This window comes from Streptomyces sp. NBC_01320 (genome assembly GCF_035974375.1).
In the GTDB taxonomy this organism is placed as follows: Bacteria; Actinomycetota; Actinomycetes; order Streptomycetales; family Streptomycetaceae; genus Streptomyces; species Streptomyces yanii.
Genome location: NZ_CP108390.1, coordinates 5549126 through 5575036, shown reverse-complemented (window position 1 = coordinate 5575036; position 25911 = coordinate 5549126). Strand labels below are relative to the sequence as shown.

Annotated in this window: 24 protein-coding genes; 14 read left to right on the top strand and 10 right to left on the bottom strand. The window is 71.0% G+C overall.

Annotated features, from left to right (window positions below; genetic code table 11):
• Window positions 1–13: 13 nt before the first annotated feature.
• Window positions 14–595 (top strand): hypothetical protein, encoded by a 582-nt coding sequence (locus OG395_RS25260; RefSeq protein ID WP_327244964.1) that lies wholly within the window; start codon window positions 14–16, stop codon window positions 593–595.
• 45 nt (window positions 596–640) lie between these two features.
• Here OG395_RS25260 and OG395_RS25255 read toward each other — a convergent pair whose 3' ends face one another.
• On the bottom strand, window positions 641–1750 hold the full coding sequence (locus tag OG395_RS25255; RefSeq protein ID WP_327249452.1) for a citrate synthase 2: 1110 nt from the start codon (window positions 1748–1750) through the stop codon (window positions 641–643).
• 222 nt (window positions 1751–1972) lie between these two features.
• On the opposite strand from OG395_RS25255, the gene pdxH reads away from it, so the two are divergent.
• The 3 genes from pdxH (at window position 1973) to OG395_RS25240 (ending at window position 5468) form a co-directional block, all read left to right on the top strand.
• Window positions 1973–2599 carry a pyridoxamine 5'-phosphate oxidase gene (pdxH, locus tag OG395_RS25250; protein WP_266990558.1) on the top strand — a complete coding sequence of 209 codons (627 nt, stop codon included), beginning with the start codon at window positions 1973–1975 and terminating at the stop codon, window positions 2597–2599.
• 337 nt (window positions 2600–2936) lie between these two features.
• Window positions 2937–3980, top strand: a complete 1044-nt coding sequence (locus tag OG395_RS25245) for an IS630 family transposase (protein WP_327244963.1) — start codon at window positions 2937–2939, stop codon at window positions 3978–3980.
• 141 nt (window positions 3981–4121) lie between these two features.
• Entirely contained in the window at window positions 4122–5468 is a 1347-nt protein-coding gene (locus OG395_RS25240) for a PAS domain-containing protein (RefSeq protein ID WP_327244962.1), read from the top strand.
• Window positions 5469–5532: 64 nt separating this feature from the next.
• On the opposite strand, the gene OG395_RS25235 is transcribed toward OG395_RS25240, so the two are convergent.
• A complete protein-coding gene (locus tag OG395_RS25235) occupies window positions 5533–6288 on the bottom strand; it encodes an SIS domain-containing protein (RefSeq protein WP_327244961.1) in 756 nt (251 codons plus the stop codon).
• A gap of 202 nt (window positions 6289–6490) precedes the next feature.
• Between OG395_RS25235 and OG395_RS25230 the strand changes: the two genes are divergently transcribed.
• Together OG395_RS25230 and OG395_RS25225 are read left to right on the top strand one after the other, a co-directional pair.
• Window positions 6491–7183 carry a metal-dependent transcriptional regulator gene (locus OG395_RS25230; protein WP_327244960.1) on the top strand — a complete coding sequence of 231 codons (693 nt, stop codon included), beginning with the start codon at window positions 6491–6493 and terminating at the stop codon, window positions 7181–7183.
• 613 nt (window positions 7184–7796) lie between these two features.
• Complete coding sequence (locus OG395_RS25225; RefSeq protein WP_327244959.1) at window positions 7797–8690, top strand: alpha/beta fold hydrolase; 894 nt, start codon at window positions 7797–7799, stop codon at window positions 8688–8690.
• A gap of 24 nt (window positions 8691–8714) precedes the next feature.
• On the opposite strand, the gene OG395_RS25220 is transcribed toward OG395_RS25225, so the two are convergent.
• The 3 genes from OG395_RS25220 to OG395_RS25210 are packed head-to-tail and all read right to left on the bottom strand — an operon-like array spanning window position 8715 to window position 11912.
• Window positions 8715–10361, bottom strand: coding sequence for a transporter (locus tag OG395_RS25220; protein ID WP_327244958.1), 1647 nt, complete (start codon window positions 10359–10361; stop codon window positions 8715–8717).
• Window positions 10358–11185, bottom strand: coding sequence for an ABC transporter ATP-binding protein (locus OG395_RS25215; RefSeq protein WP_327244957.1), 828 nt, complete (start codon window positions 11183–11185; stop codon window positions 10358–10360). Before OG395_RS25215 ends, OG395_RS25220 begins: the two co-directional genes overlap by 4 nt.
• A gap of 40 nt (window positions 11186–11225) precedes the next feature.
• Window positions 11226–11912, bottom strand: coding sequence for a bifunctional DNA primase/polymerase (locus tag OG395_RS25210; RefSeq protein WP_327249451.1), 687 nt, complete (start codon window positions 11910–11912; stop codon window positions 11226–11228).
• A gap of 319 nt (window positions 11913–12231) precedes the next feature.
• On the opposite strand from OG395_RS25210, the gene OG395_RS25205 reads away from it, so the two are divergent.
• Window positions 12232–13614 carry a transcriptional regulator gene (locus tag OG395_RS25205; protein ID WP_327244956.1) on the top strand — a complete coding sequence of 461 codons (1383 nt, stop codon included), beginning with the start codon at window positions 12232–12234 and terminating at the stop codon, window positions 13612–13614.
• A gap of 170 nt (window positions 13615–13784) precedes the next feature.
• Window positions 13785–15173 (top strand): hypothetical protein, encoded by a 1389-nt coding sequence (locus OG395_RS25200; protein ID WP_327244955.1) that lies wholly within the window; start codon window positions 13785–13787, stop codon window positions 15171–15173.
• Window positions 15174–15270: 97 nt separating this feature from the next.
• Here OG395_RS25200 and OG395_RS25195 read toward each other — a convergent pair whose 3' ends face one another.
• Window positions 15271–16551 (bottom strand): ABC transporter substrate-binding protein, encoded by a 1281-nt coding sequence (locus OG395_RS25195; protein ID WP_327244954.1) that lies wholly within the window; start codon window positions 16549–16551, stop codon window positions 15271–15273.
• A 174-nt stretch (window positions 16552–16725) separates the two neighbouring features.
• On the opposite strand from OG395_RS25195, the gene OG395_RS25190 reads away from it, so the two are divergent.
• Both OG395_RS25190 and purU read left to right on the top strand, forming a co-directional pair.
• The gene (locus OG395_RS25190) at window positions 16726–17172 is read left to right on the top strand and encodes an SCO4402 family protein (RefSeq protein WP_266990554.1); all 447 of its coding nucleotides are present in this window, start codon (window positions 16726–16728) and stop codon (window positions 17170–17172) included.
• 28 nt (window positions 17173–17200) lie between these two features.
• Window positions 17201–18079, top strand: a complete 879-nt coding sequence (gene purU / locus OG395_RS25185; protein ID WP_327244953.1) for a formyltetrahydrofolate deformylase — start codon at window positions 17201–17203, stop codon at window positions 18077–18079.
• Window positions 18080–18214: 135 nt separating this feature from the next.
• Here purU and OG395_RS25180 read toward each other — a convergent pair whose 3' ends face one another.
• Window positions 18215–19468, bottom strand: a complete 1254-nt coding sequence (locus tag OG395_RS25180) for a maleylpyruvate isomerase N-terminal domain-containing protein (protein ID WP_327244952.1) — start codon at window positions 19466–19468, stop codon at window positions 18215–18217.
• Entirely contained in the window at window positions 19465–20085 is a 621-nt protein-coding gene (locus OG395_RS25175; RefSeq protein ID WP_327244951.1) for an RNA polymerase sigma factor, read from the bottom strand. Before OG395_RS25175 ends, OG395_RS25180 begins: the two co-directional genes overlap by 4 nt.
• Window positions 20086–20365: 280 nt before the next feature.
• On the opposite strand from OG395_RS25175, the gene OG395_RS25170 reads away from it, so the two are divergent.
• A complete protein-coding gene (locus tag OG395_RS25170) occupies window positions 20366–20740 on the top strand; it encodes an STAS domain-containing protein (protein WP_266982836.1) in 375 nt (124 codons plus the stop codon).
• 93 nt (window positions 20741–20833) lie between these two features.
• Window positions 20834–21355: an EF-hand domain-containing protein gene (locus OG395_RS25165; RefSeq protein WP_327244950.1), complete on the top strand. Its 522-nt coding sequence runs from the start codon at window positions 20834–20836 to the stop codon at window positions 21353–21355.
• Between the two features lie 38 nt (window positions 21356–21393).
• On the opposite strand, the gene OG395_RS25160 is transcribed toward OG395_RS25165, so the two are convergent.
• Window positions 21394–21804, bottom strand: coding sequence for an HIT family protein (locus tag OG395_RS25160; RefSeq protein WP_327244949.1), 411 nt, complete (start codon window positions 21802–21804; stop codon window positions 21394–21396).
• A 49-nt stretch (window positions 21805–21853) separates the two neighbouring features.
• Window positions 21854–23392, bottom strand: a complete 1539-nt coding sequence (locus OG395_RS25155; protein WP_327244948.1) for a class I adenylate-forming enzyme family protein — start codon at window positions 23390–23392, stop codon at window positions 21854–21856.
• Between the two features lie 156 nt (window positions 23393–23548).
• On the opposite strand from OG395_RS25155, the gene OG395_RS25150 reads away from it, so the two are divergent.
• Window positions 23549–24754 carry an amidohydrolase family protein gene (locus tag OG395_RS25150; protein WP_327244947.1) on the top strand — a complete coding sequence of 402 codons (1206 nt, stop codon included), beginning with the start codon at window positions 23549–23551 and terminating at the stop codon, window positions 24752–24754.
• Entirely contained in the window at window positions 24754–25908 is a 1155-nt protein-coding gene (locus OG395_RS25145) for an acyl-CoA dehydrogenase (protein WP_327244946.1), read from the top strand. Before OG395_RS25150 ends, OG395_RS25145 begins: the two co-directional genes overlap by 1 nt.
• The last annotated feature ends 3 nt before the right edge of the window (window positions 25909–25911 follow it).

Below are 25911 nucleotides of genomic sequence, written 5' to 3'. Positions count from 1 at the left end.
CCTTGGGGTACCTGTGGGTGATTACTTCCAGACGATCGTCGACCTCGACGCCACCGAGCAGGACGCCGCACCACTCGGCGCCGGGCTCCTCGACTGGCTGATCGCCGAAGGAATCGTCAGCGCCGAGCGCACCGACTGCGTCCTCGACGGGGACGGCTACGGCAACGCACCTGGTCCGAACTACGCCAAGGCCGTCGACGACCCGGAACCGGTCGACCTGTGGAGCAACGGCCTCTACGTCGCGACCGGACGCACCGTCTTCGACAGCGGCCAGGGCGACGCGGGAGCTGCCACCTGCCCGCTCTGCGCCACCGAGATCCGCCTCGTCGACGACACCTGGTGCCCCGTCGACAGTGCCTGGGCCCCGCTCGCGGGCCGGCTCGGCGCCTGGGCGAACGGCGAAGGCGTCGTGGAGTGCCCCTCCTGCCGCCGGCCCTCCGGCATCGACCGCTGGAGCTGGGAGGACGACTACTACGCCTGCGGGCAGCTCGGCCTCACCTTCTGGAACTGGGCGGAGCTGACCCACGGCTTCGAACAGGAGGTGCGGCGCCGCCTCGGCGGACACCGCACCGTCACTCTCCGCGGCAAGCTCTAGGGCCTCTTGTCCGGATCCCGCCGGGCGTGCGCGGTACCGGGACCGTCAGATCCCCAGATCCGTGATCTGCTCGTACCCCTCGATCTCCCGGGGGTCACGCGGCCCGGGTCCGACATACCTCGCCGACGGCCGCACCAGCCGCCCCGTGCGCTTCTGCTCCAGGATGTGCGCCGACCAGCCCGCCGTACGCGCACACGTGAACATCGACGTGAACATGTGCGCCGGGACCTCCGCGAAGTCCAGCATGATCGCCGCCCAGAACTCCACGTTCGTCGCCAGCACCCGGTCCGGGCGCCGCGCGTGCAACTCCTCCAGCGCGGCCCTCTCCAGCGCCTCCGCCACCTCGAACCGCGGCGCACCCAGCTCCTTCGCGGTCCGCCGCAGCACGCGCGCCCGCGGGTCCTCGGCCCGGTAGACCCGGTGCCCGAAGCCCATCAGCCGCTCACCCTGGTCCAGGGCCTTCTTCACGTACGCGGTGGCGTCACCGGTCCGCTCGATCTCCTCGATCATGCCGAGGACCCGGGACGGGGCGCCGCCGTGCAGCGGACCCGACATCGCGCCCACCGCACCGGAGAGCGCGGCCGCCACATCGGCGCCGGTCGACGCGATGACCCGGGCGGTGAACGTGGACGCGTTCATGCCGTGCTCGGCGGCCGACGTCCAGTACGCGTCGACGGCTTTGACGTGCTTCGGGTCCGGCTCGCCGCGCCAGCGGATCATGAACCGCTCGACGACGGACTGCGCCTTGTCGATCTCGCTCTGCGGGACCATCGGCAGCCCCTGCCCGCGCGCCGACTGGGCGACGTACGACAGTGCCATCACGGCGGCCCGCGCCAGATCGTTGCGGGCGGTCTCCTCGTCGATGTCGAGGAGCGGCTTCAGCCCCCAGACCGGCGCCAGCATGGCCAGCGCGGACTGCACATCGACACGGATGTCACCCGAGTGGACCGGGATCGGGAACGGCTCGGCGGGCGGCAGCCCGGGGTTGAACGCCCCGTCGACCAGCAGACCCCACACGTTCCCGAACGACACGTGACCGACGAGATCCTCGATGTCGACCCCGCGGTAGCGGAGCGCGCCGCCTTCCTTGTCGGGTTCGGCGATCTCCGTCTCGAACGCGATGACTCCTTCGAGTCCGGGTACGAAGTCGGACATCATGGGCTCCCTCGATCGGCGGCTGTATGGAGGCCACAGTGGCCTGCCCCAAGATATTGGCGGGTTCCCACGATGCGGGGAAGCGTGACATCCGGCACAGCCACCCACTTCATCCGAGAGCGATTGGCACCCCTCCTTACCGGGCAGACTCGGCCCCTGCGGCAGGATGACCCCGTGCCCACCGCAGATTCCCCTTCCGATTCCACCACCGATCCGGCCGCGATGCGCGAGCAGTACCGCTCCGAGGGCTTCACCGAGGACACGCTCGACGCCAACCCGATTCAGCAGTTCGCCCACTGGTTCCGGCAGATCGCCGCAGGTGGAATGGTCTACGAGCCGAACGCCATGGTGGTCTCCACGGCCACCCCCGACGGCCGCCCCTCCTCCCGGACCGTGCTGCTGAAGAAGTACGACGACCGCGGTTTCGTCTTCTTCACCAACTACGCCTCCCGCAAGGGCCGCGAGCTGGCCGCCAACCCGTACGTCTCCCTGCTCTTCCCCTGGCACCCGCTGGCCCGTCAGGTCATCGTCACCGGCACTGCGGCCCGTGTCGCCCGCGAGGAGACGGTCGCCTACTTCCGTACCCGCCCGCACGGCTCCCAGCTGGGCGCCTGGGCGAGCGAGCAGTCGACGGTCATCGGCTCCCGCCAGGAACTCATCGACCGGTACGAGGAACTGGCGGCCCGCTACCCGGAGGGCGAACACATCCCCGCACCCCCCGAGTGGGGCGGCTTCCGCGTCGTACCGGAGACGATCGAGTTCTGGCAGGGCCACGAGAACCGTCTCCACGACCGGCTGCGGTACGTACGCGAGGGTGAGGGCTGGCGAGTGGAACGCCTCTGCCCCTGACCGGCTCCGGACACGCAGAAACCCGCGGGCTCTGGTCCCTCCTTGCGGAGGAGCCGACCGGATCTACCGGCGAGCCCGCGGGTCGGTGACTGCTTGGGTTTCGGCAGACAGCCTGCCGAGGTGCACGATGTGCGACGACGGGCTGTCAGCCCGCAGCCACCTCACGAATCCGATAAGACTGCACTTTTCGGATCACCTCCTTTCAACGTGTACAACACACACTAGTGTCCTGCGCCGGTAGTTGATCGTTAGTTGTTGTGTGACTTCTGCAGCTGGTACATCCATTCCTCGTCGTGGTCCGAAGCTGGAACCGTTACTGCTGTCCGCCGAGGAGCGGATGGCACTGGAGCGGTGGACGCGTCGGGCTACGACGGCTCAGGCGTTGGCCCTGCGGGCCCGGATCGTGCTCGCGTGTGCCGGGCCCGAGGTCCCGCCGATCGTCGTGGTCGCCCGCGAATTGCGGGTGACCGCGGACACGGTCCGCAAGTGGCGGCGGCGGTTTCTGGCCGAGCGGCTGGATGGCCTGGTGGACGAGCCACGGCCGGGCCGGCCACCCACCATCGGCGTCGATCAGGTGGAGGCGGTCGTGGTCGCGACGCTGGAGGAGATCCCGAAGAACGCCACGCACTGGTCGCGGAAGTCGATGGCCGACCGCAGCGGCCTGTCGAAGTCGAGCGTCGGCCGGATCTGGCGGAAGTTCCAGCTCAAGCCACACCTGACGGACACGTTCAAGCTCTCGACAGACCCCTTGTTCGTGGAGAAGGTCTACGACGTCGTAGGTCTGTACTTCAACCCGCCCGAGGGCGCGGTGGTGCTGTCGGTGGACGAGAAGTCCCAGATCCAGGCGTTGGACCGGTCTCAGCCGGTGCTGCCGATGATGCCTGGAATGCCCGAGCGGCGGACTCATGACTACGTGCGTAACGGTCTGACCACCTTGTTCGCGGCCTTCGACGTCGCCACCGGCGAGGTGATCAGCTCCCTGCACCGGCGGCACCGGGCGGCGGAGTTCAAGAAGTTCCTGATCAAGATCGACAAGCAGGTGCCCGCGCATCTGGCGGTCCACCTGATCGTCGACAACTACGGCACCCACAAGACCCCGGCGATCAGAACATGGCTGGCCAAACACCCCCGGTTCCAACTGCACTTCACCCCGACCGGCTCCTCATGGATCAACCAGGTCGAGCGGTGGTTCGGCTTCCTGGCCGACCAGATGATCCGCCGAGGCGCGCACAAGAACGTGCAGGCCCTCGAAGCCGACATCCGCCGCTGGGTCAAGAACTGGAACGAGGACCCCACGCCGTTCATCTGGACCAAGACCGCCGAAGAAATCCTCGACTCCCTCGCCCACTTCTGCCGACGGATCTCCGGCGCAGGACACTAGGAACCTCTCCGGGACCGCACAACCCATTTATCGAGATCTTTCGGAGTACCGATTTCCCGGAATTCGATGTGTGCTGACTCACGTTCGAGTTCAATGATCTGACGTGTGGCAACGGCGGACACGTCCGGCAGGGGGTCCGGGATGAGCGCTTCCAGGAGCAGTGGGATCACTGACGCCCTCGGGCCCGACCCCATCCCCGGGTCGGAGCTGCTCGCGGCGCTGCTCGACGGTATGGACGCGGCGCTCTGCGCGTTCGACGCGGGCGGTGCGATCACCCACTGGAACCGAGAGGCCGAGCGGATTCTCGGCTGGACCGCCGAGGAAGCGGTGGGGCGGCCCGGGTTCGCGGGGTGGGCGGTGCGCCATGCGGACGCGGGTGAGGTGCACGGGCGGCTGATGGCGGCCATGGACGCGCCGGGCCGCCAGGTCCACGAGTTCGCGCTGCTGCGCAAGGACGGCGGCCGGGTGCTCGTACGGACCCAGTCGGCCGGAGTGCGGGGCGCGGACGGGAAGCCGGCCGGGGTCTACTGCGCATTCGGCGAGGTGCACGCGCAGATCGACCTGGAGCGGTCGATCGCCCTCAGCGAGGCGCTGTTCGAGGACGCCTCCTGGGGCGTGGTCCTCGTCGACGTGGACCTGCGGCCGACGGTCGTCAACGCCTATGCGGCGCGGGCGCTCGGCGGCGGCCGTACGACGATGCTGGGACGCCCGCTCGGAGAGCTGATCGTGCAGGGTGTCGAGGACCTGGAGGGCGCGCTGCAGCACGTCCTGGCCGAGGGACCGCCGCCCGCGCCCGCCGATCTGTGGGTGACGCTGCGGACGGCGGAGGGGGACCGGCGGCGCTGCTGGCACAGCGGGTTCCTGCAGCTGGCGTCGCCGCTCGCGGAGGAGCCGGTTCCGCTGGGGGTCGGCTGGCTGTTCGAGGACGTGACGGCGGAGCGGCTGGCGGCGCAGGAGGCGGACCGGGTGCGGTTCCGGTCGAACCAGCTGCACCGGGCGTGCCGGTCGGCGGCCGAGTGCGAGGACCCGATGGAGGCGGCGACGTCCTACCTGGACTACGCACTCGCGGGGTTCGCCGACCATGCGCTGATCGACCTGGTGGCGGGGGCGCGACTGGTCCGGGCGGCGGCGACACCGACCGACGCTCCCGGCCCGTGCCAGCCCGTGGCGGGCGGCGGCATCCCGCTCCGCTACGCCCCGGGCCACCCGGCGCTCCAAGCGGTGGACCGCACGGGCTCGGTCCGCGTGAGCGCCGGTGCGGCTCCGGGGGCCGGGGCCTGGGCGACGGACCGTCAGTGGCCGGGCGACTCGGTCCATGCCCTGTGCGCGGTGCTGCGGAGCCGGGGCCGGACGCTGGGCGTGGTGACGTTCCTCCGGGCGGCGAACCGCAGCCCTTTCGAACGCCAGGACGCGACGTACGCGGAGAGCGTGGCGGCCCGGGTGGCAACAGCGGTGGACCTGTCCCGGGCGCTGGGCGCAACCACGTAGTGCCGTGACCGGCGATGTTCGCCCCGTTCGAGGACGGAACCCATCACCCGGGGAAGCCCCTGCCTCAGTGCCGGTAGAAGATCCGATCCGCGTACTCCGCCATCACGCGCCCGTTCCACTCGTGCCCGCCGTCGACGTTCCCCGACCGCAGCAGCGGCGGTTCGATCCCCCGCTCGACCAATCGCTCCGCGGCCGTCGCCATCATGGCCTGCATCACCGCGCTGGTGACCACCGTCGACGCGGGCGCGAACGGCGCCTCGACGCCCTTCGTCGTCAGCTCCGCGTCGCCGATCGCGATCTTGCTGTCGATGACGATGTCGCAGTGGTCCCGCAGGAACCCGCCCGAGACGTGCCGCGACCGGGTTCCGTCCGCGTAGGCGACCGACGTGACACCGATGACCTTCAGGCCGAGTGCCCGCGCGTTGACCGCCATTTCGACGGGCAACGCGTTGCGCCCGGAGAGCGAGATGATCACCAGCAGGTCGCCGGCGCTCGCCGGGCTGGAGTCGAGCACGGCGCCGGCCAGCCCCTCGACCCGTTCCAGCGCCGAGCCGAGCGTCGCCGGCATGACGTCGACGCCGAGTGTGCCGGGCACGGCGAGCAGGTTCATCAGGGCCAGTCCACCGGCCCGGTAGACAACGTCCTGGGCGGCGAGGGACGAGTGGCCGGCGCCGAACGCGAAGAGCCGGCCGCCTGCTTCGACGGTGTCGGCGATCGCGGCCCCGGCTGCCGCGATCGGGCCGGCCTCCTCGTCGCGGACACGCTCCAGCAGGCCGATCGCTGCATCGAAGAACTGACCGGCCAGCATGCTGTCGCTCATCGAGGAGGCCCTTTCCGCAGGGGTGGGGTGTCCGTGCCGCGGATCACGTTGCGGTCTGGACCAGTGACCTGTCAATACCGTCCCGGACGCACACGGACGGTAGGGGGTTCGGTAGGCACGGCACGGTTGTCAGCGGTATGCGTCAGAATTGCTTGAGGGCCAGCGCACGACGTTTTTCATGTCACAGCATCGAGGGGCACGAATGTCCGGACTGATCGACACAACGGAGATGTATCTCCGCACCATCCTCGAACTCGAAGAGGAAGGCGTCGTTCCCATGCGCGCCCGGATCGCGGAACGGCTGGACCAGAGCGGTCCGACGGTCAGCCAGACGGTGGCGCGGATGGAGCGCGACGGTCTGGTGCAGGTCGCGGGCGACCGGCATCTGGAACTGACGGAGGAGGGCCGCCGGCTGGCGACCCGGGTGATGCGCAAGCACCGGCTCGCCGAGTGCCTGCTCGTCGACGTGATCGGCCTGGAGTGGGAGCAGGTGCACGCCGAGGCCTGCCGCTGGGAGCACGTGATGAGCGAGGCGGTGGAGCGGCGGGTGCTGGAGCTGCTGCGGCACCCGACGGAGTCCCCGTACGGGAATCCGATCCCGGGCCTGGAGGAGCTGGGCGAGAAGGCCGAGGCCGACCCGTTCCTGAACGACGGCATGGTGAGCCTGTCCGAGCTCGACCCGGGCGCCGACGGCAAGACCGTGGTGGTGCGCCGGATCGGTGAGCCGATCCAGACGGACGCCCAGCTGATGTATACGTTGCGGCGGGCGGGCGTGCAGCCCGGTTCCGTGGTCAGCGTGACGCAGTCGCCGGGCGGGGTGCTGGTCGGCAGCAGCGGTGAGGCGGCGGAGCTGGACTCGGAGGTCGCCTCGCACGTGTTCGTGGCCAAGCAATGACTGGAGGCGGCCCGGGAAGCGCGCACGTGGACCGCACGCCGACCTGTACGAAGGAAGCCGAAGCGTAACGTCCGGTTTCCGTTTTTCCGTCCCGAATGGCAGCGGCCGGGCGCATCGCGTGCCAGGCTGTGGCTGAGCCATACCTGAGAGTGTCGGCCGCCTGGCCATGCGGTCGGGGAGGGAGCAGTGGATGCGCCCGTCGTACTGGCATGTGCAGCAGAGGGCGGCTGCCACGATCACGAACACCCTGACCGCCCCGCCCGTCCGGGCTGCCCACAAGACCGCGGCCCCGCACGTCGCGGCCCCGGTCCCGCACACCCCCCGGACGTGGGAGGGCCCCGGCGCCGTGCGGCACCGGGGCCTCTCCTCCCCTGTTCCGACCTGGAGCCCCGAGCTCTCAAGGTCGGTCCCCACGGACCCTCATCCCCGAGTGGTCCGCCTCCCGGAGAAGATCTCCCCGCCGCGGGCGACGTCAATCCTTGGAAGGGGTCACTCGAACGAGGGGTGTTGCGAGCCGGACACCGATTTTCGAATACAGGTTCGATAGTCTGGCGTGACGCGACCACACGGCGATCGAGCGGTTGTCGAGGACCAGAAGGGGGTGCCAGGACCTATGGTGCGGCGCATCGATGTAACCGGATCCGACGGCGTACGCCTCGCGGCCTGGGAGTTCGCAGACCCGCCCAAGGAGCGCACGGAGGGCGTACGCGCCCCCGGGGTCTTACTGCTTCATGGACTGATGGGCCGGGCCTCCCACTGGGCCTCCACCACCCGCTGGCTCGCCGAGCGGCACCGGGCGGTCGGCCTCGACCAGCGGGGGCACGGCCGCAGCGAGAAACCCGCCGAAGGCCCGTACACGCGTGAGGCGTACGTCGCCGATGCCGAGGCGGCGATCGAACAGCTCGATCTGGCCCCCGTCACCGTCGTCGGCCATTCGATGGGTGCCCTCACCGCCTGGCAGCTCGCCGCGAAGCGCCCCGATCTGGTCCGCGCCCTGGTCATCTGCGACATGCGGGCCTCCGCGCTCGGCGCGGCCTCGCAGCGGGAGTGGGAGGACTGGTTCAAGTCCTGGCCGGTGCCGTTCGCGACGCTCTCCGACGTGCGGAAGTGGTTCGGCGAGGACGACCCCTGGGTGGAGCGGCCGAACCCGGCCCGCGGCGAGTTCTTCGCCGAGGTGATGGCCGAGCGCGCCGACGGCTGGCGCCCCGTCTTCTCCCGCCGCCAGATGCTCCAGTCCCGTGCGACATGGGTGTACGACGCGCACTGGGAGGAGCTGGCACAGGTCCGGTGCCCGACGCTGGTGCTCCGCGGCCTGGACGGCGAGCTGGGCCGGGCGGAGGCTCAGGAGATGGTCCGCGTACTGCCACGCGGGCAGTACGCGGAGGTGGCGGACGCCGGCCATCTCGTCCACTACGACCAGCCGGAGGGCTGGCGCGCCGCGGTCGAACCGTTCCTGGAGCAGTTCGCCGAGGACCCCCGGAACGACCGCGAGCCGGTCTCCCCGTGACGGAGCAGCCCCGCCCGGCTCGCGTCACCCCTTGCTGACCGCCGCCAGGATCTCGGGCAGCCGGTTCGCCGTGCGCGGTGCGGCCAGCCGCAGCCCCGCCCAGGCGACCAGCGCCCCGTACGCGCCGCCGACCGGCAGCATCACCCACAACCAGTTCTCCGCGTCGATCAGATGCAGCCAGATCGTCGCCACGATCACCGGCGCGCACAGCAGCGCCGCCGAGACCATGCCGCCGAAGATCGAGATCCAGGCGAGCCCGGCCTGCCCCGGTGCCACGTTCTTGAACCCGCTGTCCTGAGGGATCGAGTACGGGAAGTTGGCCGACGCCAGTGCCCCCGTCGCCAGCATCGCGCCCAGCAGGGCGAGCGACAGCCCTATGGCGCCCGGCAGTTTCTCCCAGTCGCCGAGCACCGCCGCCGTCACCACGGTCACCAGCACCGTGTACGGGAGAGTGATCACCAGCAACGCCGCCGCCCGACCCCGCAGTTCGAGGTAGGCGTCCCGGGTGGAGGAGATCGTCAGCGCCACCATCCAGAACGCCGAGGTGTCCTGCCCGAACTGGTTGTACATCTGGATGCCGAGCATCCCGGCGGCGAAGCAGGCGAAGTAGACCGAGCCGGTGCCCTGCACCGCGTTGAGCAGCGGCACGATCAGCCCGATGGCGAGCGCCGTCACCCAGGCGGCCTTGGTCTTCGGGTCCCGTGCCACGTACCGCAGACTGCGCCGTATCACCGTCCCCGTGCGCCCCTCGGGCAGCAGTGCGGAGAGCCGGGAGCCGCCCCTGCCGGACTTCTCCCGGGCCGTTCCGGCGGCGGCCAGCGTGGAACCGTCCGGGGCGGTCATCAGCTTCACCAGACTCCGCTGCCACAGCCACACCAGCGCACCCAGCGCCGCGACGGAGAGCAGCAGTTGTGCCACGGCCCGCCCGTACGACCCCTGCGCCGCCGAGTCCACCGCACCGATCGCCGAGGCGGGCGGCAGCCAGCGCACCACGTCGGCCGCCGGGTCGAGCGTGGCGAGGCCACCGGACCGGCCGAGCCGCTGCGCACCGAAGTTGACGACCTGGATGCCGACCGCGACCAGGAGTCCGCTGAGAACCGCCAGATCGCGGCCCTTGCGGGAGCTCAGCAGCCGGGTGTTGGCCGTGGCGACGGCCCGCGCCAGGGCGACGCACACCACCAGTGTCAGTGGCACCGCGACCACCGCGCACACCACGGCCGCCGCCCCGTGCGCCACCGCGAACACCGAACCGGCCGCCAGGCAGAGCGTGAACAGCGGTCCGATGCCGACGAGCGATGCCACCAGCAGCGCCCCGACCAGCGGGCGCGGCCGCAGCGGCAGCATCACGAGCCGGCTCGGGTCGAGGGTTTCGTCGCCGCTGGGGAAGAAGAGCGGCATCACCGCCCAGCCGAGCGCCAGCACCCCGGTCAGCAGGACCGTCAGGGAACCCGCGTGGGCATGGCCGCGCAGTGCGGCCAGCGCGATGAGCTGGCCCGCCGCGAAGAGCAGGGTGAGGACGACGGACGAGATGTACGCGACCCGTCTGCCGGAGGACTGCCGCAGCCCGTTGCGCAGCAGCGTCAGCTTGAGCCGTACGAAGACGCGGACGAGCCGTTCGGCGCCGGCAGTGGGGCGGGCGGCGGAGGTGACGGGTGTGTCGAGCACGCTCATCGGGCGCCGCCCAGCCAGTCGAGGGAGTCGCCGGTGTCCCGGCCGCCCGCGCCGACGAGTTCGAGGAACGCGTCCTGCAGCGACGGCGCCTTGCCGCGCACCTCGGCGAGGGTGCCGTGTGCCCGGATCGTGCCGCCCGCCATGACGGCCACCCAGTCGCACAGCGACTCGACGAGCTCCATCACATGGCTGGAGAAGACGACGGTCGCCCCCGAGTGGGTGTACCGCTCCAGGACCCCGCGGATGGTCTGCGCCGAGACGGGGTCGACGCCCTCGAACGGCTCGTCCAGAAACAGCACGTCGGGGTTGTGCAGCAGCGCCGCGGCGAGCCCGATCTTCTTCCGCATGCCGGTCGAGTAGTCGACGACCAGCTTGTTCCGGGAGCCCGCCAGGTCGAGCACGTCCAGCAGCTGGTTGGCCCGCTTGTCGACCTCGGCGCCCGGCAGCCCGCGCAACCGTCCTGTGTACGCGAGGAGTTCGCGCCCCGAGAGGCGTTCGAAGAGCCGCAGTCCCTCCGGCAGGACGCCGATCCTGGCCTTCACCTCGACCGGGTCCCGCCAGACGTCGTGCCCCCCGACCTCGACCGTGCCGTGGTCGGGACGGAGCAGCCCGGTCACCATCGACAGCGTGGTCGTCTTGCCCGCACCGTTGGGTCCGACCAGACCGATGAACTTGCCTGCGGGCAGCTCCAGATCGATCCCGGCGACCGCGACCTGCTCCCCGAACCGCTTCCACAAACCCTGTACGCGAACGGCGGGCGGCGCCGTTCGCGCCCCGCCCGCCTCCACCGCCCCGTGCGATCCCGCCGTGTTCCGGTCCGACATGGTGCTCCTGCTTTCGGTGTCCCCGTGTGAGGGGCCCAGCCTACGAAAGGCGTGCGCGCGCGTCGGCTGCTTCCCGTCCGCAGGCGTAGGAGAGGGGGCTGATGACCTCGCCGGCGTCGGGCAGCCAGCGGTTGGCGGGGGTGGGCCGGCGCACCCACTGCACCGCACCGCGCCCGCCGATCCTGGTCGGCGGGCCCACCACGTAGTGGCCCTCACCGCGGCCGAGCAGACCGATCGCGGTGTCGCTCCAGCCCAGCCTCCGTACGAGATCGTTCGCCTTGGCCGCCGCGCCGGGCAGTACGAAGAAGAGCATCCGGCGGTCGGGGGTGCAGGTGACGGGGCCGAGCGGCAGGTTCATCCGCTCCATCCGGGCCAGCGCCAGGAAGCCGGCGGACTCCGGTACGTCGATCGCGTCGAAGGTGCGCCCGGTGGGCAACAGCACCGAAGCCCCGGGCTGCTGGGACCACATCCGGCGGGCCGCGGCGCCGCTGCCGGTCGACCGGGTCGCCCAGTCGGGCCGGGTGGGGTGGGCGCCGGGGGCGGCGCAGCGGGCTTCTCCGCAGGAGCACCGTTCCGCTCCTTCCACCACCTGGAGCCAGGTGCCGGGGAACACGTCCCAGTGCCGCTCCTCCGCATAGCGCACGGCGGCGTCGAGCAGTTGCTCACCTCGTTGTTGGGGGACCTGTGCGGTTTCCGTGACTCCGATGGGCTCTTCCACGAACATCACAACTTCCGCCACCACCTGGGGTTACGGGCGTGGCGAACGCGGTCACGGCGCATCGGCCCTGCACATGGGGCGCATGGATGCATGGACGGGGGCGCGTATGAGGCAGTGCGTCGAGGGACGGGTAGCCACATGTGGGGAATCCGGAACAGTTCCCCCATGCCGAATACGCGCCGAACCTGAACAACGACACGATAAGAGCCATGAATACTGCGAACACCGTGAACGCTATGGAAAACACCAACATGATCCATGTGCGCATTTCTTGGGCATATGCCGGGCAGTGATCCATTCACCGATCACTGCGGTCTCAGGGGGAAACATGGCAGCCAGGCCTCTCGTCGCACGCCAGCCGAACGAACGGCTCCAGGCGCTCATCCAGGAAGCCGGATGCTCCAATGCGGGCCTCGCCCGCCGGGTCAACATGGTCGGCGCCGAGCGCGGTCTCGACCTCCGTTACGACAAGACTTCCGTGGCCCGCTGGCTGCGCGGACAGCAACCGCGCGGCAGGGCACCGGGAATCATCGTCGAGGCGCTCGGGCGCAAGCTCGGCCGTACGGTCACGATCGACGAGATCGGGATGGCCAACGGCAAGAATCTGGCGTCCGGAGTCGGCCTGCAGTTCGCACCGACCGTGATCGGCGCGATCGAGCAGGTCTGTGAGCTGTGGCGCAGTGATGTCGGACGCCGCGACGTCCTGTCCGGTTCGGCGGTCGCGTCCTCGGCGCTGGTCGAGCCGAGCAGGGACTGGCTGATCATCGGTGCCGACCCGCAGGTGGCGCGCGCGGCGGGGGCGCGGGTCGGGATGTCGGACGTGGAGGCGGTGGCGGCGATGACGGCGGCGCTGGTCGACCTCGACCACCGGTTCGGCAGCGGACATGTGCGGCCGGTCCTGGTGCACTACCTCAACAGCGTGGTCTCCGGGCTGCTCTCGGGGGCGTACCGCGAAACGGTCGGGCGGCAGCTGTTCGCGGCGGTCGCGCGGCTCACCGAGCTCGCCGGGTACATGGCGGTCGACACGGGGCAGCCGGGGCTCGCCCAGCGGTACTACATCCAGGCTCTGCGACTGGCGCAGGCGGCGGGCGACCGGGCGTACGGCGGCTATGTGCTGGCCGCTTCGATGAGCCATCTCGCCGCACAGCTCGGCAACCCGCGGGAGATCGCGCAGCTGGCACGGGCCGCGCAGGAGGGAGCGCGCGGGCGGGTCACGCCGCGCGCGGAGGCGATGTTCTACGCGGCGGAGGCGCGCGGGCACGCGCTGCTCGGTGATGCCCGGACCTGCCAGGCGGTGGCGGGCCGGGCCCTGGCGGCGCTGGAGCACGCCGAACCGGACACCGGTGACGAACCGCCATGGATCGCCCATTTCGACTCCGCCTATCTCGCCGACGAGCTGGCCCACTGTCACCGCGATCTCGGCCAGGCGGAGGCGGCCGCGCGCCGGGCGACGGAGTCCCTGGCCGGCCTCCCGGAGTCCCGGGCCCGGCGCCGGGGCATCGGTCTGGTGCTGCTCGCCACGGCGCAGGTGCAGCTGCGCGAGGTGGAGCAGGCGTGTCATACGGGGACGCGGGCGATGGAGCTGCTGGGGACGGTGCGGTCGAGCCGGGGCGCGGAGTACCTGGACGATCTGCAGCAGCGGCTGGTCCCGTACGGCGACGAGCCGGCGGTCCGGGAGTTCGGGGCGCGGCTGGAGCTCCAAGCAGCCTGACCGGAGTCTGATCAGGGATTTTTCGGGACGCCCGTTAACTGCGTCGTCAGGGCCCGGCGTGTTACTGCCCCTGTGAAGGGGGGGTGAGTGATATCGGGCGCTTGGCGGAGGGCGGCTGTCACCCGATAGCGTGAGCCGACGATTCCGTAGGTTTACACGTAGGAGTCCCGGTGACGCAGAGCGGACAGGGTGACGAGCAGCAGCTCCCTGCTGTACGGCCCGCGCACGAAGGTGTCGTGCTGCCCGCAGGTGGCGGCGAGCCCTGGATACCGGGCGGACCGGCCGACCAGCCCGCTCCGGCGGGCGGGCAGCCATGGGGTCAGGCCTGGGGGCCTCAGGCGCCGCAGCAGGACGGGTCGCCGCAGGGCCAGTACGCGCAGTACGACCAGGGGCAGGCGTACGGGCAGCAGGGCCTGCCCCTGCCGGCCGAGCAGCCTCAGCCGTACGCCCAGCCCGAGTCGTATGCGCAGCCCCAGCAGTACGCCCAGCCCCAGGCCCAGCCGTACGCTCAGCCGCTGCCCCCGGAGGCCGTACCGGGAACGGGTGCGGGTGCGGGCATGGGCGGCGACGCGGATGCCACGCAGTTCATCGCGCCGGTGCCGCCCGAGAGTGCCGCGGAGGCGACCCAGTTCATCGCCCACGCGCAGCCGCCCACGTCGGCCTCCGAGGCCGACGCGACCCAGTACATTCCGCCGGTGCCCGGTGGCGCCCCGTACGGCATCAGGCCGGGGACGCCCGGTGAGCGGCAGCCCCCCGCCGAGTTCGACAACCTGTTCCGCGCCGAGGAGCCGGCGGCCTCCACGCAGCAGATGCCCCGGTTCGACCTGGGACAGGCGCCGTACCAGGGCGCCGGCCAGCCGCACCAGCAGCCCGCGCCGGCCTACCAGCCGCAGCACGGCGAGCCGCCGCAGGGCCGGGCCGGGCAGCGCAAGAAGCCGTCGCACGTCCCGCTGATCGCCGCGGTCGTCGTCGGTTGCGCCGTCGTCGGGCTCGGCGCGGGTGCGCTGATGAGCGGCGACGACAAGGGCGCGGACGACAAGCAGCCGGTGGCCGCGGCGAGTTCGCCCGCCGCGAAGCCCTCCACGCAGGCGGCGGCCGACCCGGCGAAGCCGCAGGCCGAGGCGCTCGACAAGCTGCTCGCGGACAGCAACAACAGCCGTGCGGCGGTCATCGGGGCCGTGGAGAAGACCAAGTCCTGCAGCAACCTGGACCAGGCGGTCACCGATCTGCAGGGCGCGGCCAAGCAGCGCCGCGACCTGGTGACGCGGCTGCAGGGGCTGACCGTCGACAAGCTGCCGAACAACGCGCAGCTGACCTCGGCGCTCACGAAGGCGTGGCAGGCGTCGGCCTCCGCCGACGACCACTACGCGGCGTGGGCCGCACAGGCCAAGAACGGCAAGAAGGTCTGCAAGCACGGGCAGGCCCGCGCGACGTCCGAGAAGGCCCAGGCCGATCGGGCGAGCGGTGAGGCGAGCACGGCGAAGGCGCAGGCGTCGGGGCTGTGGAACTCGATCGCGGCGAAGTACGGGTTGACGCGGCGGGCGCCGACGGAGCTCTGACGGCGGTGCGGGGGTGCTGCCCAGCGCTGGGGCAGCACCCCCCCACCCCCGTGCGCCCGCACCCCGCTCCTCGACCGCCGGAGGGGCTTGAGGGTGCTCAGCCCTTCGCGCTGGCCTCCGACAGCGTGTTCGTGACGTCCACGAACCCCTTCCTCTCGGCCACCAGCCGGCCCTTCCGCACCACTTGGAATGTCACCTTCCGGTTCACGATCCGCGGATACGCCGACGAGCCCAGCGTGTCCTCGTACCGCCACCGCAGCACCGGGGTGAGGCCACCGGTATCGACCTCGGCACCCCTGTTGAGAGCAGTCGTGATCTTGCCGCCGGTGATGTCCGGGGCGTCGATCGCCGTCACGATCTCCTTCAGCGCCGTGTACGCGATCCACGTCGTCTGGACACCCGTGTCGTCCGGGTCGATCCGGTTGTCGCCGAACGCGTGCTTCCGGATCACCGTGCGCATCTCGTCCCAGCGGGCATCCCCCGACTCGGGGTACCAGCCGGTGACGTACGCCCCCTCGAACGGGCTGTTCCGCCCGCCGGTGCTGTTGATCAGCGGCTGGCCGACGCTGCCGAGGACCGACGAGATCCGCACGGACCCGTCCGACGGTTCGAGACGGCGGAAGGAGTCGAAGAACGTCTCCGTGCGGTCCCCGAGCACCGTGGTCACGCACCCGTCGGACCGCCCCGCCCCTTCCAGCGCCTGCTCGGCGGCCTGGCCGTAGGACGTGGCCGCCTCCGCCGCCCGGACGTCGGTGGGCGCGGGCCGCTTCTCCTCCTTCAGGCCGGTGCTGAAGAGCCACGCCTGGCTGTCGCCGCCCAGCGTGTCGGGGCGCACCAGGGAGACCCGCTCACAACTGCGGGCGAGCTGCTTGGCGTTGCCCGCCAGAAGCGCCGACTGGCCGCCGTTGACGGGGTACGAGTCGTAGCTGGTGAACTCCTCGGCGGAGGCCCCGTAGCCGCCGATGTACGGGATCCCGGCGGCCTCCAGAGGCCCCATGAAGGAGTGGCCCTCCGGACTGTACGAGCCGACGACCGCGACCACCTTCTCCGCGACCGCCCGCCGGGCGCAGTCCCCCGCGCCGTTCGACATGTCTTCCTCGTTGCAGGTGACGACGCGCAGCTTGTGCCCGTCGAGCCCGCCGTTGTTGTTCACCCAGCGGGCGTAGGCGCGGGCCATGGCCGTCATGCCCGCCATGTTCTCCGTATCCGGACCGTTGGAGCCGTCGGGGGCCCAGGTCATGACGGTGACGGGCTCCCTGGAGTCCCCCGAGGCCCCAGGGAGCGCACCGCAGCCGGTGATCAGCAATGCCCCGGCCGCCGCCGTACATGTGAGGAATGTGTAGGGGCGGGGAGAGGTGAGGCGTCGCCATCCGGTCATGGGCATGAACATTTCCGCGCTCGGGGTAACGCCGATGTGTGCCCCGTTCAACGCTCGGTGACATCCAGGTGAATTGCAGGGGCCGGTGCGAGCCCGGAAGGAGGGAACGTACGATCGACAACCGTGCAGCAAGGTTCGGAGAACACTTCCCGTCGCGGCCGTCGCTCCTCCACCATGGGCGGCATGCCGCTCAATGACGTTCCCTGGTGGCGCTGGCGCAGCAACGTGCGCTCGGCGCTGCACATGCTCTCCGACCCCGTCTTCCACCACGAGTGCTGGCTGGCCGGCCGGGAGGGGTACGGCGATGTCACCGACGCCGTGTACCGCCTGGTCGAGGACACCTGGCTGGACAACTGGTCCGCCGAGAAATATGTCGGGACGGTCTTCCGCGACTCCGGCGAGGCGGCCCTCGTCGACGTCGCCGTGCTGCGGGTGCTGCGCATCATGCACCAGGTCGGCGCCGACGCCCCCGTCTCCGCCTACCTGGAGCACCACGGCTGGCCGGAAGCCGTGCGGGCCGCCCGTGAGGCGCACGTGCTGCTCGCCACGAACGACGGCGAGGACCCCGACACCCCGCCGCGTTCCCTGGACGTGCTCCGCATCATGACCAGAACCGCCTGAACCGGGGACGGTGTGGCACGCTACGGGCATGACCGAGCCGCAGCCTGCTGAGACCACCCCCGAGCAGTACGTCCTCACCCTGTCGTGCCCGGACAAACAGGGCATCGTGCACGCCGTGTCGAGTTATCTCTTCATGACCGGCTGCAATATCGAGGACAGTCAGCAGTTCGGTGACCACGACACGGGTCTCTTCTTCATGCGGGTCCACTTCTCGGCGGACGCCCCGGTGACCGTGGAGAAGCTGCGGGCCAGTTTCGCGGCCGTCGGGGACTCGTTCCGGATGGACTGGCAGATCCACCGCTCCTCGGACCGGATGCGGGTCGTGCTGATGGTCAGCAAGTTCGGCCACTGCCTCAACGACCTGCTGTTCCGCTCCAGCATCGGCGCGCTGCCGATCGACATCGCGGCCGTCGTCTCCAACCACACGGACTTCGCCGAGCTCACCGCCTCGTACGACGTGCCCTTCCGGCACATCCCGGTGACCAAGGAGACCAAGGCGGAGGCGGAGGCACAGCTGCTGCAGCTGGTCCGCGAGGAGAACGTCGAGCTGGTCGTCCTCGCCCGCTACATGCAGGTTCTCTCCGACGATCTGTGCAAGCAGCTCAGCGGGCGGATCATCAACATCCACCACTCCTTCCTGCCGAGCTTCAAGGGCGCGAAGCCGTATCACCAGGCGCATGCCCGCGGTGTGAAGCTGATCGGTGCGACGGCGCACTACGTGACCGCCGACCTCGACGAGGGGCCGATCATCGAGCAGGAGGTCGAGCGCGTCGGCCACGGCGTCACGCCGGACGAGCTGGTCGCGATCGGGCGCGATGTGGAGTGCCAGGCGCTGGCGCGCGCGGTGAAGTGGCACGCGGAGCGACGCATCCTGCTCAACGGGCGCCGCACGGTGATCTTCGCGTAGCGCGAAGGACCGAGGTCCCCAGGGGTCTTTCGTCGGGATCAGGCGGGATCAGGGCGCATGCCTGCCCCGCGAGCCCGGCATGATCCGAACGAGAGACCCTGGTGCCGTGACCGGCAAAGCCTGCCGGGAGGGGCACTAGAGCCGGCTGAGCGACGCCGCCGCGAACAGCACGTCGCGGACCGCCTCGCGGTCGCCTTCCTGCCCGGCCGCCGCGTCGACGGGCGACACATGGCCCGCGACCAGCCGGCAGAACTCCGTGCCGTCCAGCGCCACCTGCGCGACCGCGTGGTCGGGCGAGCCGAGCGCGGCCGGGGAGTCCAGGGCGATGTACCAGTTGCCGCCGCCCGAGCCCTCGATCTCCAGATGGAGCGAACGGCCCGGCGAGCCGGCCGTCACCAGGTGGCGGGCGGGCGCCGCGAGCCCGGCCCGGCGGCGTCCGGCGAGGGCGGCCGGCAGGAGCCGGGCCGCCAGATCGATCATCCGGTGGAGATGGGCGGCGGACGGGGCCTCGTACGGATAGTCCACCGCGTCCGCGATGTCACCGCCGTGCACCCAGCACTCGAAGGCCCGGTCCAGCAGGGCGTCCTGCAGCGGGAGGGCGAAGTCCCCGTACGAGACGGACAGCTCGGCGACCCCGCGGCCGGCGAACGACACCGTGCGGATGAGGGCGTGGCTCTGGTCGCGCCAGGGCTCGCGGACGGCCCGGGTGGCCGGCCGTCGGGCCGCCGACCAGTACGTCTCGGTGCGCGCGGTGGGGGAGAGGGGGAGCTCGGAGCCGGGGGCGGTATCGCTCCCGCGGCGTTCGCCGGCGGCCGGATCGTCCAGGCCGAGGGCGGTGCTGACCAGCCCGTCGACGGTCATGAGATGGCCGATCACCCCGGCGACCGTCGTCTTGCGGTTGACCTGTCGCTCGCCCTCGAACCACCTCAGCCGCACCGGCGCATGCCATTCCGAGCTGCCGATGTCACGGAGGAGCGCGTCGAGGCGGGCGGTCTCCGCGTCGTACGGAACGGCCCAGCCCGGTACCGGGATCCTGGCCGGGCGACGGCTCAGACAGCTTTCGAGCACCCGGGAGCGCAGCAGCGGGTCGAGGTCCAGGCTGCGGTCGGTGTGCAGCAGACCGACCGCGTCGCGCAGCCGCAGCGCTTCGTCCGCGCAGGCGGCGCACTCGGTGAGGTGCGCCTCGACCGCCTCGGTCTCGTCGGCGGAACAGGCGGCCAGCGCCCAGGCGCCGAGGAGGGCCTTGAGTACGCGGTGGGGAAGCGCCGGGGCGGGCGCCGTCGGTACGGCGCCGAGGTCGAAGTCGTCCGCCGCCGCCCGCGGTCCCGGTACGCGCCGCGGGCCCCGCACCTCGTCGTCGCGCCCGTTCGCGTCGTCGTCGCCGGTCACGGGGTCCGTCCGTATCCGGGCGGCGCGGACCCCTCCAGCGGGCGGGTGTTGGCGGTGGAGAGCAGCTGCAGCCCGAGCCGGAGCCGACGGCGGGCCTCGTCCTCGGTCACCCCGAGGTCGGTCGCGGTCTGTCGGTAGTCCCTGCGCTGGATGTACGCGAGTTCCAGTGCGGCCCGCAGCGGTGCGGGCATGGAGGCGACGATGTAGTCGGCGCGGGCTGCGGCCGTGGCGCGCCGCACCCGCTCCTCCAGCTCCTGCCGGGCCGCGGTGTCCTCATCCCCGTCCTGCTCGCCCTCCTCGCTGCCGTCCTCGCCCCGCGCGAACGGGGACGGTTCCGCGGCACGCAGGCGCTGCACGGACTGGCGGTGGGTGAGCCGGACCACCCAGGACCGCATCGAACCCTGCTTGGGGTCGTACGCGTCGGGGTTCTCCCACACGTACCCGAAGACCTCGCGGGTCACCAGGTCGGCGGCCGACTCGTCGTCGAGCATCCGGTGGGCCTGACTGTGGACGAGTGAAGCGAAGCGGTCGTAGAGCTCGCCGAGGGCCGCCGCCTCGCCGCGTGCCAGCCGTTGCTGCATCCTGCGGTCCCAGCGGGGCGGTGCGTCTTTCGCCATAGGACCCCCAGCCCTGTCCCCCTCGTCACATCGAATGTAGTCGGCGGCACTCACCCTGCAGGCGTCTTTGCGGCAAGTACGTCCCGGAGAGCGCCCTGGACGGTAGGGAATGCGACGTCCCGGGATGCTGGAATCGGACCTGAAGTGATCATTTCTGCCTGAAACTCGTCTGTGTCTACTTCTGTGGGGCGGTGTTTCATGGGTGCGCTGCGGGGGCAGCCGCGAGGAGGAACGGATACTTCCGGATCGTCGGATTCCCCGGAACGAGAGGCCCAGTCGAGTGACTCTGAAAGTGGCCGAGACCGAGCAGGGCGTATGGACCGTCCTGCACATACGAGGCGAACTGGACCTGGTGACGTCGCCCGCGGTCCGCCAGTCCGTCCATGACGTGGTCGCCGTCGGACGTCACGACGTGGTGCTCGACCTCTCCGAGGTGCTGTTCTGCGATTCGAGCGGCGTCAGCGTGCTGATCGCGGCCCGCCGTCTGATGCGCTCCTGCGGCGGGCGACTGCGGCTGATCCTGCCGGCCCGCGGCGCGGAGGAGGGCTCCCACGTCAACCGCGTGCTCGCCGCCCTCGGCGTGCGCCGTCTGTTCGATGTCTACCCCGACTGGGACGCGGCCGTCGACGACGGAGCCCAGCCGCTTTCGGCCTGAAACCAGCCTGCCACCCGGCGTTAAGACCAGGTTGTAACACCGGTGGCGCGCGTAAGTGACACGTGATGCCCGCAGGCGTCGTACGCTCCCCGCATGGACAGCGCAGAGTATGAGCGCAAGATCGCCTTCCGCTTCGCCGCCTTCGACCAGGACGGCAACGGATACATCGATCGCGCGGATTTCAACGCCGCCGCGGCCCGTCTGCTCGCCGAATTCGGTACGACGGCCCGCTGCGACAAGGGGCAGGCGCTCTACACCGGGGCCGAGGCGTTCTGGCAGGGCATGGCGGGCATCGCCGATGTCGACGGGGACCAGCGCGTCACCCGTGAGGAGTTCGTGGGCGGGGCCGTGAAACGGCTGCGCGACAGCCCCGAGCGCTTCGCGGAGATCGCCCGCCCGTTCCTGCGCGCGGCGATCGCCGTGGCGGACAACGACGACGACGGCGCGGCCTCGGTGCCCGCCGTGGAGCGGGCGCTGAAGGTCCTGGGCGCGAGCGAGGAGTCGGCAGGACTGGCCGCGCGGAGCCTGGACACGGACCACGACGGCAGGATCGCCGAGGACGACGCGGTCGCCGCGTTCGCCGTCTATTTCACCGTGATCGAGCCGGACGCGTAACGACCGGGTGCGGCCTCCTCGCCGAGACCGCACCCCCCTCACAGGTCCGCGACCGCCTCGGCGAGGCGGCCGATGGGATCGCCGTCGACACGTTGCGCGGACCGCCCGGCGGGCCAGGTCGAGAACCCGTCGCCGGGCCAACGGGGCACGACGTGGACGTGCAGATGGGGAACGGACTGCTGCGAGCCCGGCCCGCTCGCGCTCAGGATGTTCACGCCCCCGGCGCCGAGCGCCGACCGCATCACCTCGGCCACCCGCTGCACCTGCGTCATCGTGTCGGCGAGCACGTCCGCCGGGATGTCGAAGAGGTCCGCGTGGTGGGCGGTCGGGATGACGAGCGTGTGCCCCGGAGCGAGGGCGTCCAGCGGGGCGAACGCGGAGACCACCGGACCGCGGAGGACCCACCGCGCCGAGTCCTCCCGTATCAGGGTGCAGAAAATACAGTTCATGCGCCCGGACCCTGGCAGGCGGTGAGCGACGGCGGCGACCGGTTTTCCGTCAGGAGAACTGCTCCCGCAGCCTGTACTTGAGCACCTTCCGCAATGTCTCGTTGCGTGGCAGCGCGTCCACCACCTCCAGCTGCTCCGGCAGCTTGTGCACCGCGAGCCCCTCCGTGCGCAGGTACCCGGCCAGCTCCGCCAGCGTCAGCGCCCCCGCCCCGGCCGGCTGCTCGACGACCGCGCAGACGCGTTCCCCGCGCTCCTCGTCCGGCAGTCCGATCACGGCCGCGTCGGCCACCCCGGGGTGGCGGTGGAGCAGGTCCTCGATCTCCTTGGCGGAGATGTTCTCGCCCTTGCGGATGATGATGTCCTTGAGCCGCCCGGTGAGGACCAGATGGCCGCTCTCCAGGAGATGGCCGACGTCGCCGGTGACGAGGAAGCCGTCCGCGTCGAAGGCGTCCCGGGCCGCGTTCAGATAGCCCTGGCAGACGGCTTCGCCGCGGAGCCGTACCTCGCCGTCCGTCCCGTACGGCAGCGGCTTGCCGTCCTCGTCGGTGATCCGTATCTCCATGCCCTCGGGCGGCCGCCCCTCCGTCTCGGCGAGGTGCTCCACCGTGTCGTCGGGGGCTCCCATCGTGATCATGGGAACCTCGGTCATGCCGTAGCCGTGGGTGAGCTGGATGCCCATCTCCCGTACGACCGCGTGGTAGATCTCCGGCGGTTTCGGCGCCCCGCCGCCCGCCAGCAGCCGCAGCGTGGGGACCACCTTGCGCGTCGGGTCCTTGCGCTGTTCGGTCAGGAACATGGAGTAGAACGCGGTCGAGCCGCCCGCGACCGTCACCCCGTGGCGCCGGTAGCCGTCCAGGGCCCCGTCCATCGCGAACTGCTCGAACAGGACTGCGGGGAATCCGTACAGCAGCAGCATCACGGTGTAGTCGGGCCCGGCGATGTGGGCGAACGGGAACGCCATCGAGCCGATGTCGTCGGCCGACAGATGCAGTGCGTGGGCCAGGCAGGAGCCGCCCGCGATCAGGCTGCGGTCGGTGTGCAGGACTCCCTTCGGGTCGGAGGTGGTCCCCGACGTCCAGTAGATCCAGCGCACCGCCGTGCCGTCCGTGGGAGGGGGCGGGAGCACGGCGGGGTCGCCGTCCGGCAGCTCCTCGTACGCCTCGAGGACCTGCGGCGGTTGCCCGAGGTCCGCGGCGATCCGGTGCGCCATCGCGGTGTGGTCGAAGCCGCGCCAGGTACCGGGCACGGCGAAGAAGGCGGCCTTCGACTCGCGCAGCGCGAACCCCACCTCGCGGTCCCGGTAGAAGGGGATGACGGGCGACTGCACGGCCCCGAGCCGGGTGAGGGCGAAGGAGAGCAGCGCCGTCTCCAGGCGGGTCGGCAGCTGCCAGGCGACGACGCTGCCGGGGCGCACCCCCAGTCCGTACAGGCCGGCCGCGACCCGCTCGCAGCGGTCGCGCAGCTCGCCGAAGGTGAGGGTGCGGTCGTCCTGGATGAGGACGGGGCGGTCCGGGGTCAGCGCGGCGCGGCGCTCGATGAGTTCCCAGAAGGTGGCCGATGCGCCCAGGGCGTGTGCGGTCTCGTTCACTGCGTTCCCCGCTCCCTCTTAGCTGACGGGTAGTCAGATGGTGCGGAGAGCGTAGAGCGCTGCGCCTTGTCGGTCCAGGGGTGCGGGGCTAGCCTGGGAGCCGAAGCAAATCTGACGGGGCATCAGATACGTGCCTTGTGCGCCGAAGGGGACACCATGACGGAACTGCCTCGGATCGTCAGCGTCGACGACCATGTGATCGAGCCTCCGCACCTCTTCTCGACCTGGCTGCCCGCCAAGTACCGCGACCGCGGCCCGCAGCCGCTCACCGCCGGGATCGGCGAGCTGGCGTACACGGGTGGCAAGTACGTCATCACCATGGATCCGGACGGGCCGCCGACCGACTGGTGGATCTACGAGGACCTGAAGTTCCCGTACAAGCGGAACATCGCCGCCGTCGGCTTCGACCGCGACGACATGACGCTGGAGGGCATCACCCGGGCCGAGATGCGGCGCGGCTGCTGGGACCCCGTCGAACGCCTCAAGGACATGGACCTCAACCATGTCGAGGCGTCGCTCTGTTTCCCCACCTTCCCGCGCTTCTGCGGCCAGACCTTCGCCGAGGCCAAGGACAAGGAGGTCGCGCTCGCCTGTGTCCGCGCCTACAACGACTGGATGGTGCAGGAGTGGTGCGGCGACAGCGGCGGCCGGCTGATCCCGCTCTGCATCATCCCGCTCTGGGACATCGACCTGGCGGTCGCCGAGATCAGGCGGAACGCCGCCCGCGGAGTGCGGGCCGTGACGTTCTCCGAGATCCCCACCCATCTCGGCCTGCCGTCGATCCACACCGGCTACTGGGATCCGTTCTTCGCCGTCTGCCAGGAGACCGGCACGGTCGTCAACATGCACATCGGGTCCAGCTCGCAGATGCCCGCCGCGTCGCCGGACGCCCCGCCCGCCGTCCAGGCCTCGCTCTCCTTCAACAACGCGATGGCCTCGATGATGGACTTCCTGTTCAGCGGAGTGCTGGTGAAGTTCCCGCAGCTGAAGCTGGCGTACAGCGAGGGCCAGATGGGCTGGATCCCGTACGCCCTGGAGCGCGCCGACGACGTGTGGGAGGAGCACCGGGCCTGGGGCGGGGTGCGCGATCTCATCCCCGAGCCGCCGTCGACGTACTACTACCGGCAGATGTTCTGCTGCTTCTTCCGCGACAAGCACGGGGTCGCGTCGCTCGATGTGGTCGGGCGGGACAACGCCACCTTCGAGACCGACTATCCGCACGTCGACTCGACCTTCCCGCACACGAAGGAGGTCGCGCTCGACCACGTCGAGGGACTGGACGACGAGACCGTCCACAAACTGATGCGCGGAAACGCGATCAGGATGCTGGACCTGGATCTCGACCGGGACCGGGGCCGGTAGTGGATCTCGCGGACACGGACGAGGAGCGGGCGTTCCGGGCGCGGCTGCGGGAGTGGCTCGCCGCTGTGCTGCCCGGCCTGCCCGCGAAGCCCGGCCCCGACGACTGGCCGGGACGGCGGGCCTACGACACCGCCTGGCAGCGCATGCTGTACGACGCCGGGTACGCGGGGCTGCACTGGCCGGTCGACGCGGGCGGGCGGGGTGTCACCCCCACCCGGCACCTGATCTTCCTGGAGGAGACGGAGCGGGCCGGGGCGCCGTACGTCGGCGCGAACTTCGTCGGGCTGCTGCACGCGGGTCCCACGATCGCGGCCGAGGGCACGGCCGGGCAGCGCGCCCGCTGGCTGCCGCCGGTGCTGCGCGGCGACGAGATCTGGTGCCAGGGGTTCAGCGAGCCGGAGGCGGGCTCCGACCTGGCCGCACTGCGGACCCGGGCGGTCCGGGACGGCGACCACTACGTCGTCACCGGCCAGAAGATCTGGACCTCCCACGCGGAGGTCGCCGACTGGTGCGAGCTGCTCGTGCGGACGGATCCGGCGGCGCCGAAGCACCGTGGGATCAGCTGGCTCGCGATGCGGATGGACGCCCCCGGCGTCACCGTCCGCCCGCTGCGCACGCTCGCCGGATCCACCGAGTTCGCCGAGATGTTCCTCGACGAGGTGCGGGTGCCGGTCTCCCACCGGGTCGGCGCCGAGAACGACGGCTGGCGGGTCACCATGGTCACCCTCTCCTTCGAACGCGGTACGGCGTTCGTCGGCGAGGTCGTCGCCTGCCGCCGCACCCTGAGCGCCCTGGCCGCCGAGGCGCGGCGCAGCGGCCGCTGGGACGACCCGGTGCTGCGCAGGACGCTCGGCAGGCTGAACGCGGAATTCCGGGCGCTGTGGCGGCTCACCCAGTGGAACGTCGCCGAGGCTCAGCGCAGCGGCGGCGTCCCCGGCACCGGCGGCTCGGTCTTCAAGCTGCGGTACTCGCAGGCCCGCCAGGAGCTGTACGACGCCGCCGCGGAGGTGCTCGGCGCCGACGGGGCCGATCTGGACCGGGAATGGGTCCTGGACCGGCTGACCTCGCTCTCGTACACGATCGCCGCGGGCACTTCGCAGATCCAGCAGAACATCGTCGCCGAGCGGATCCTCGGCCTGCCGAAGGGGCGCTGAGCG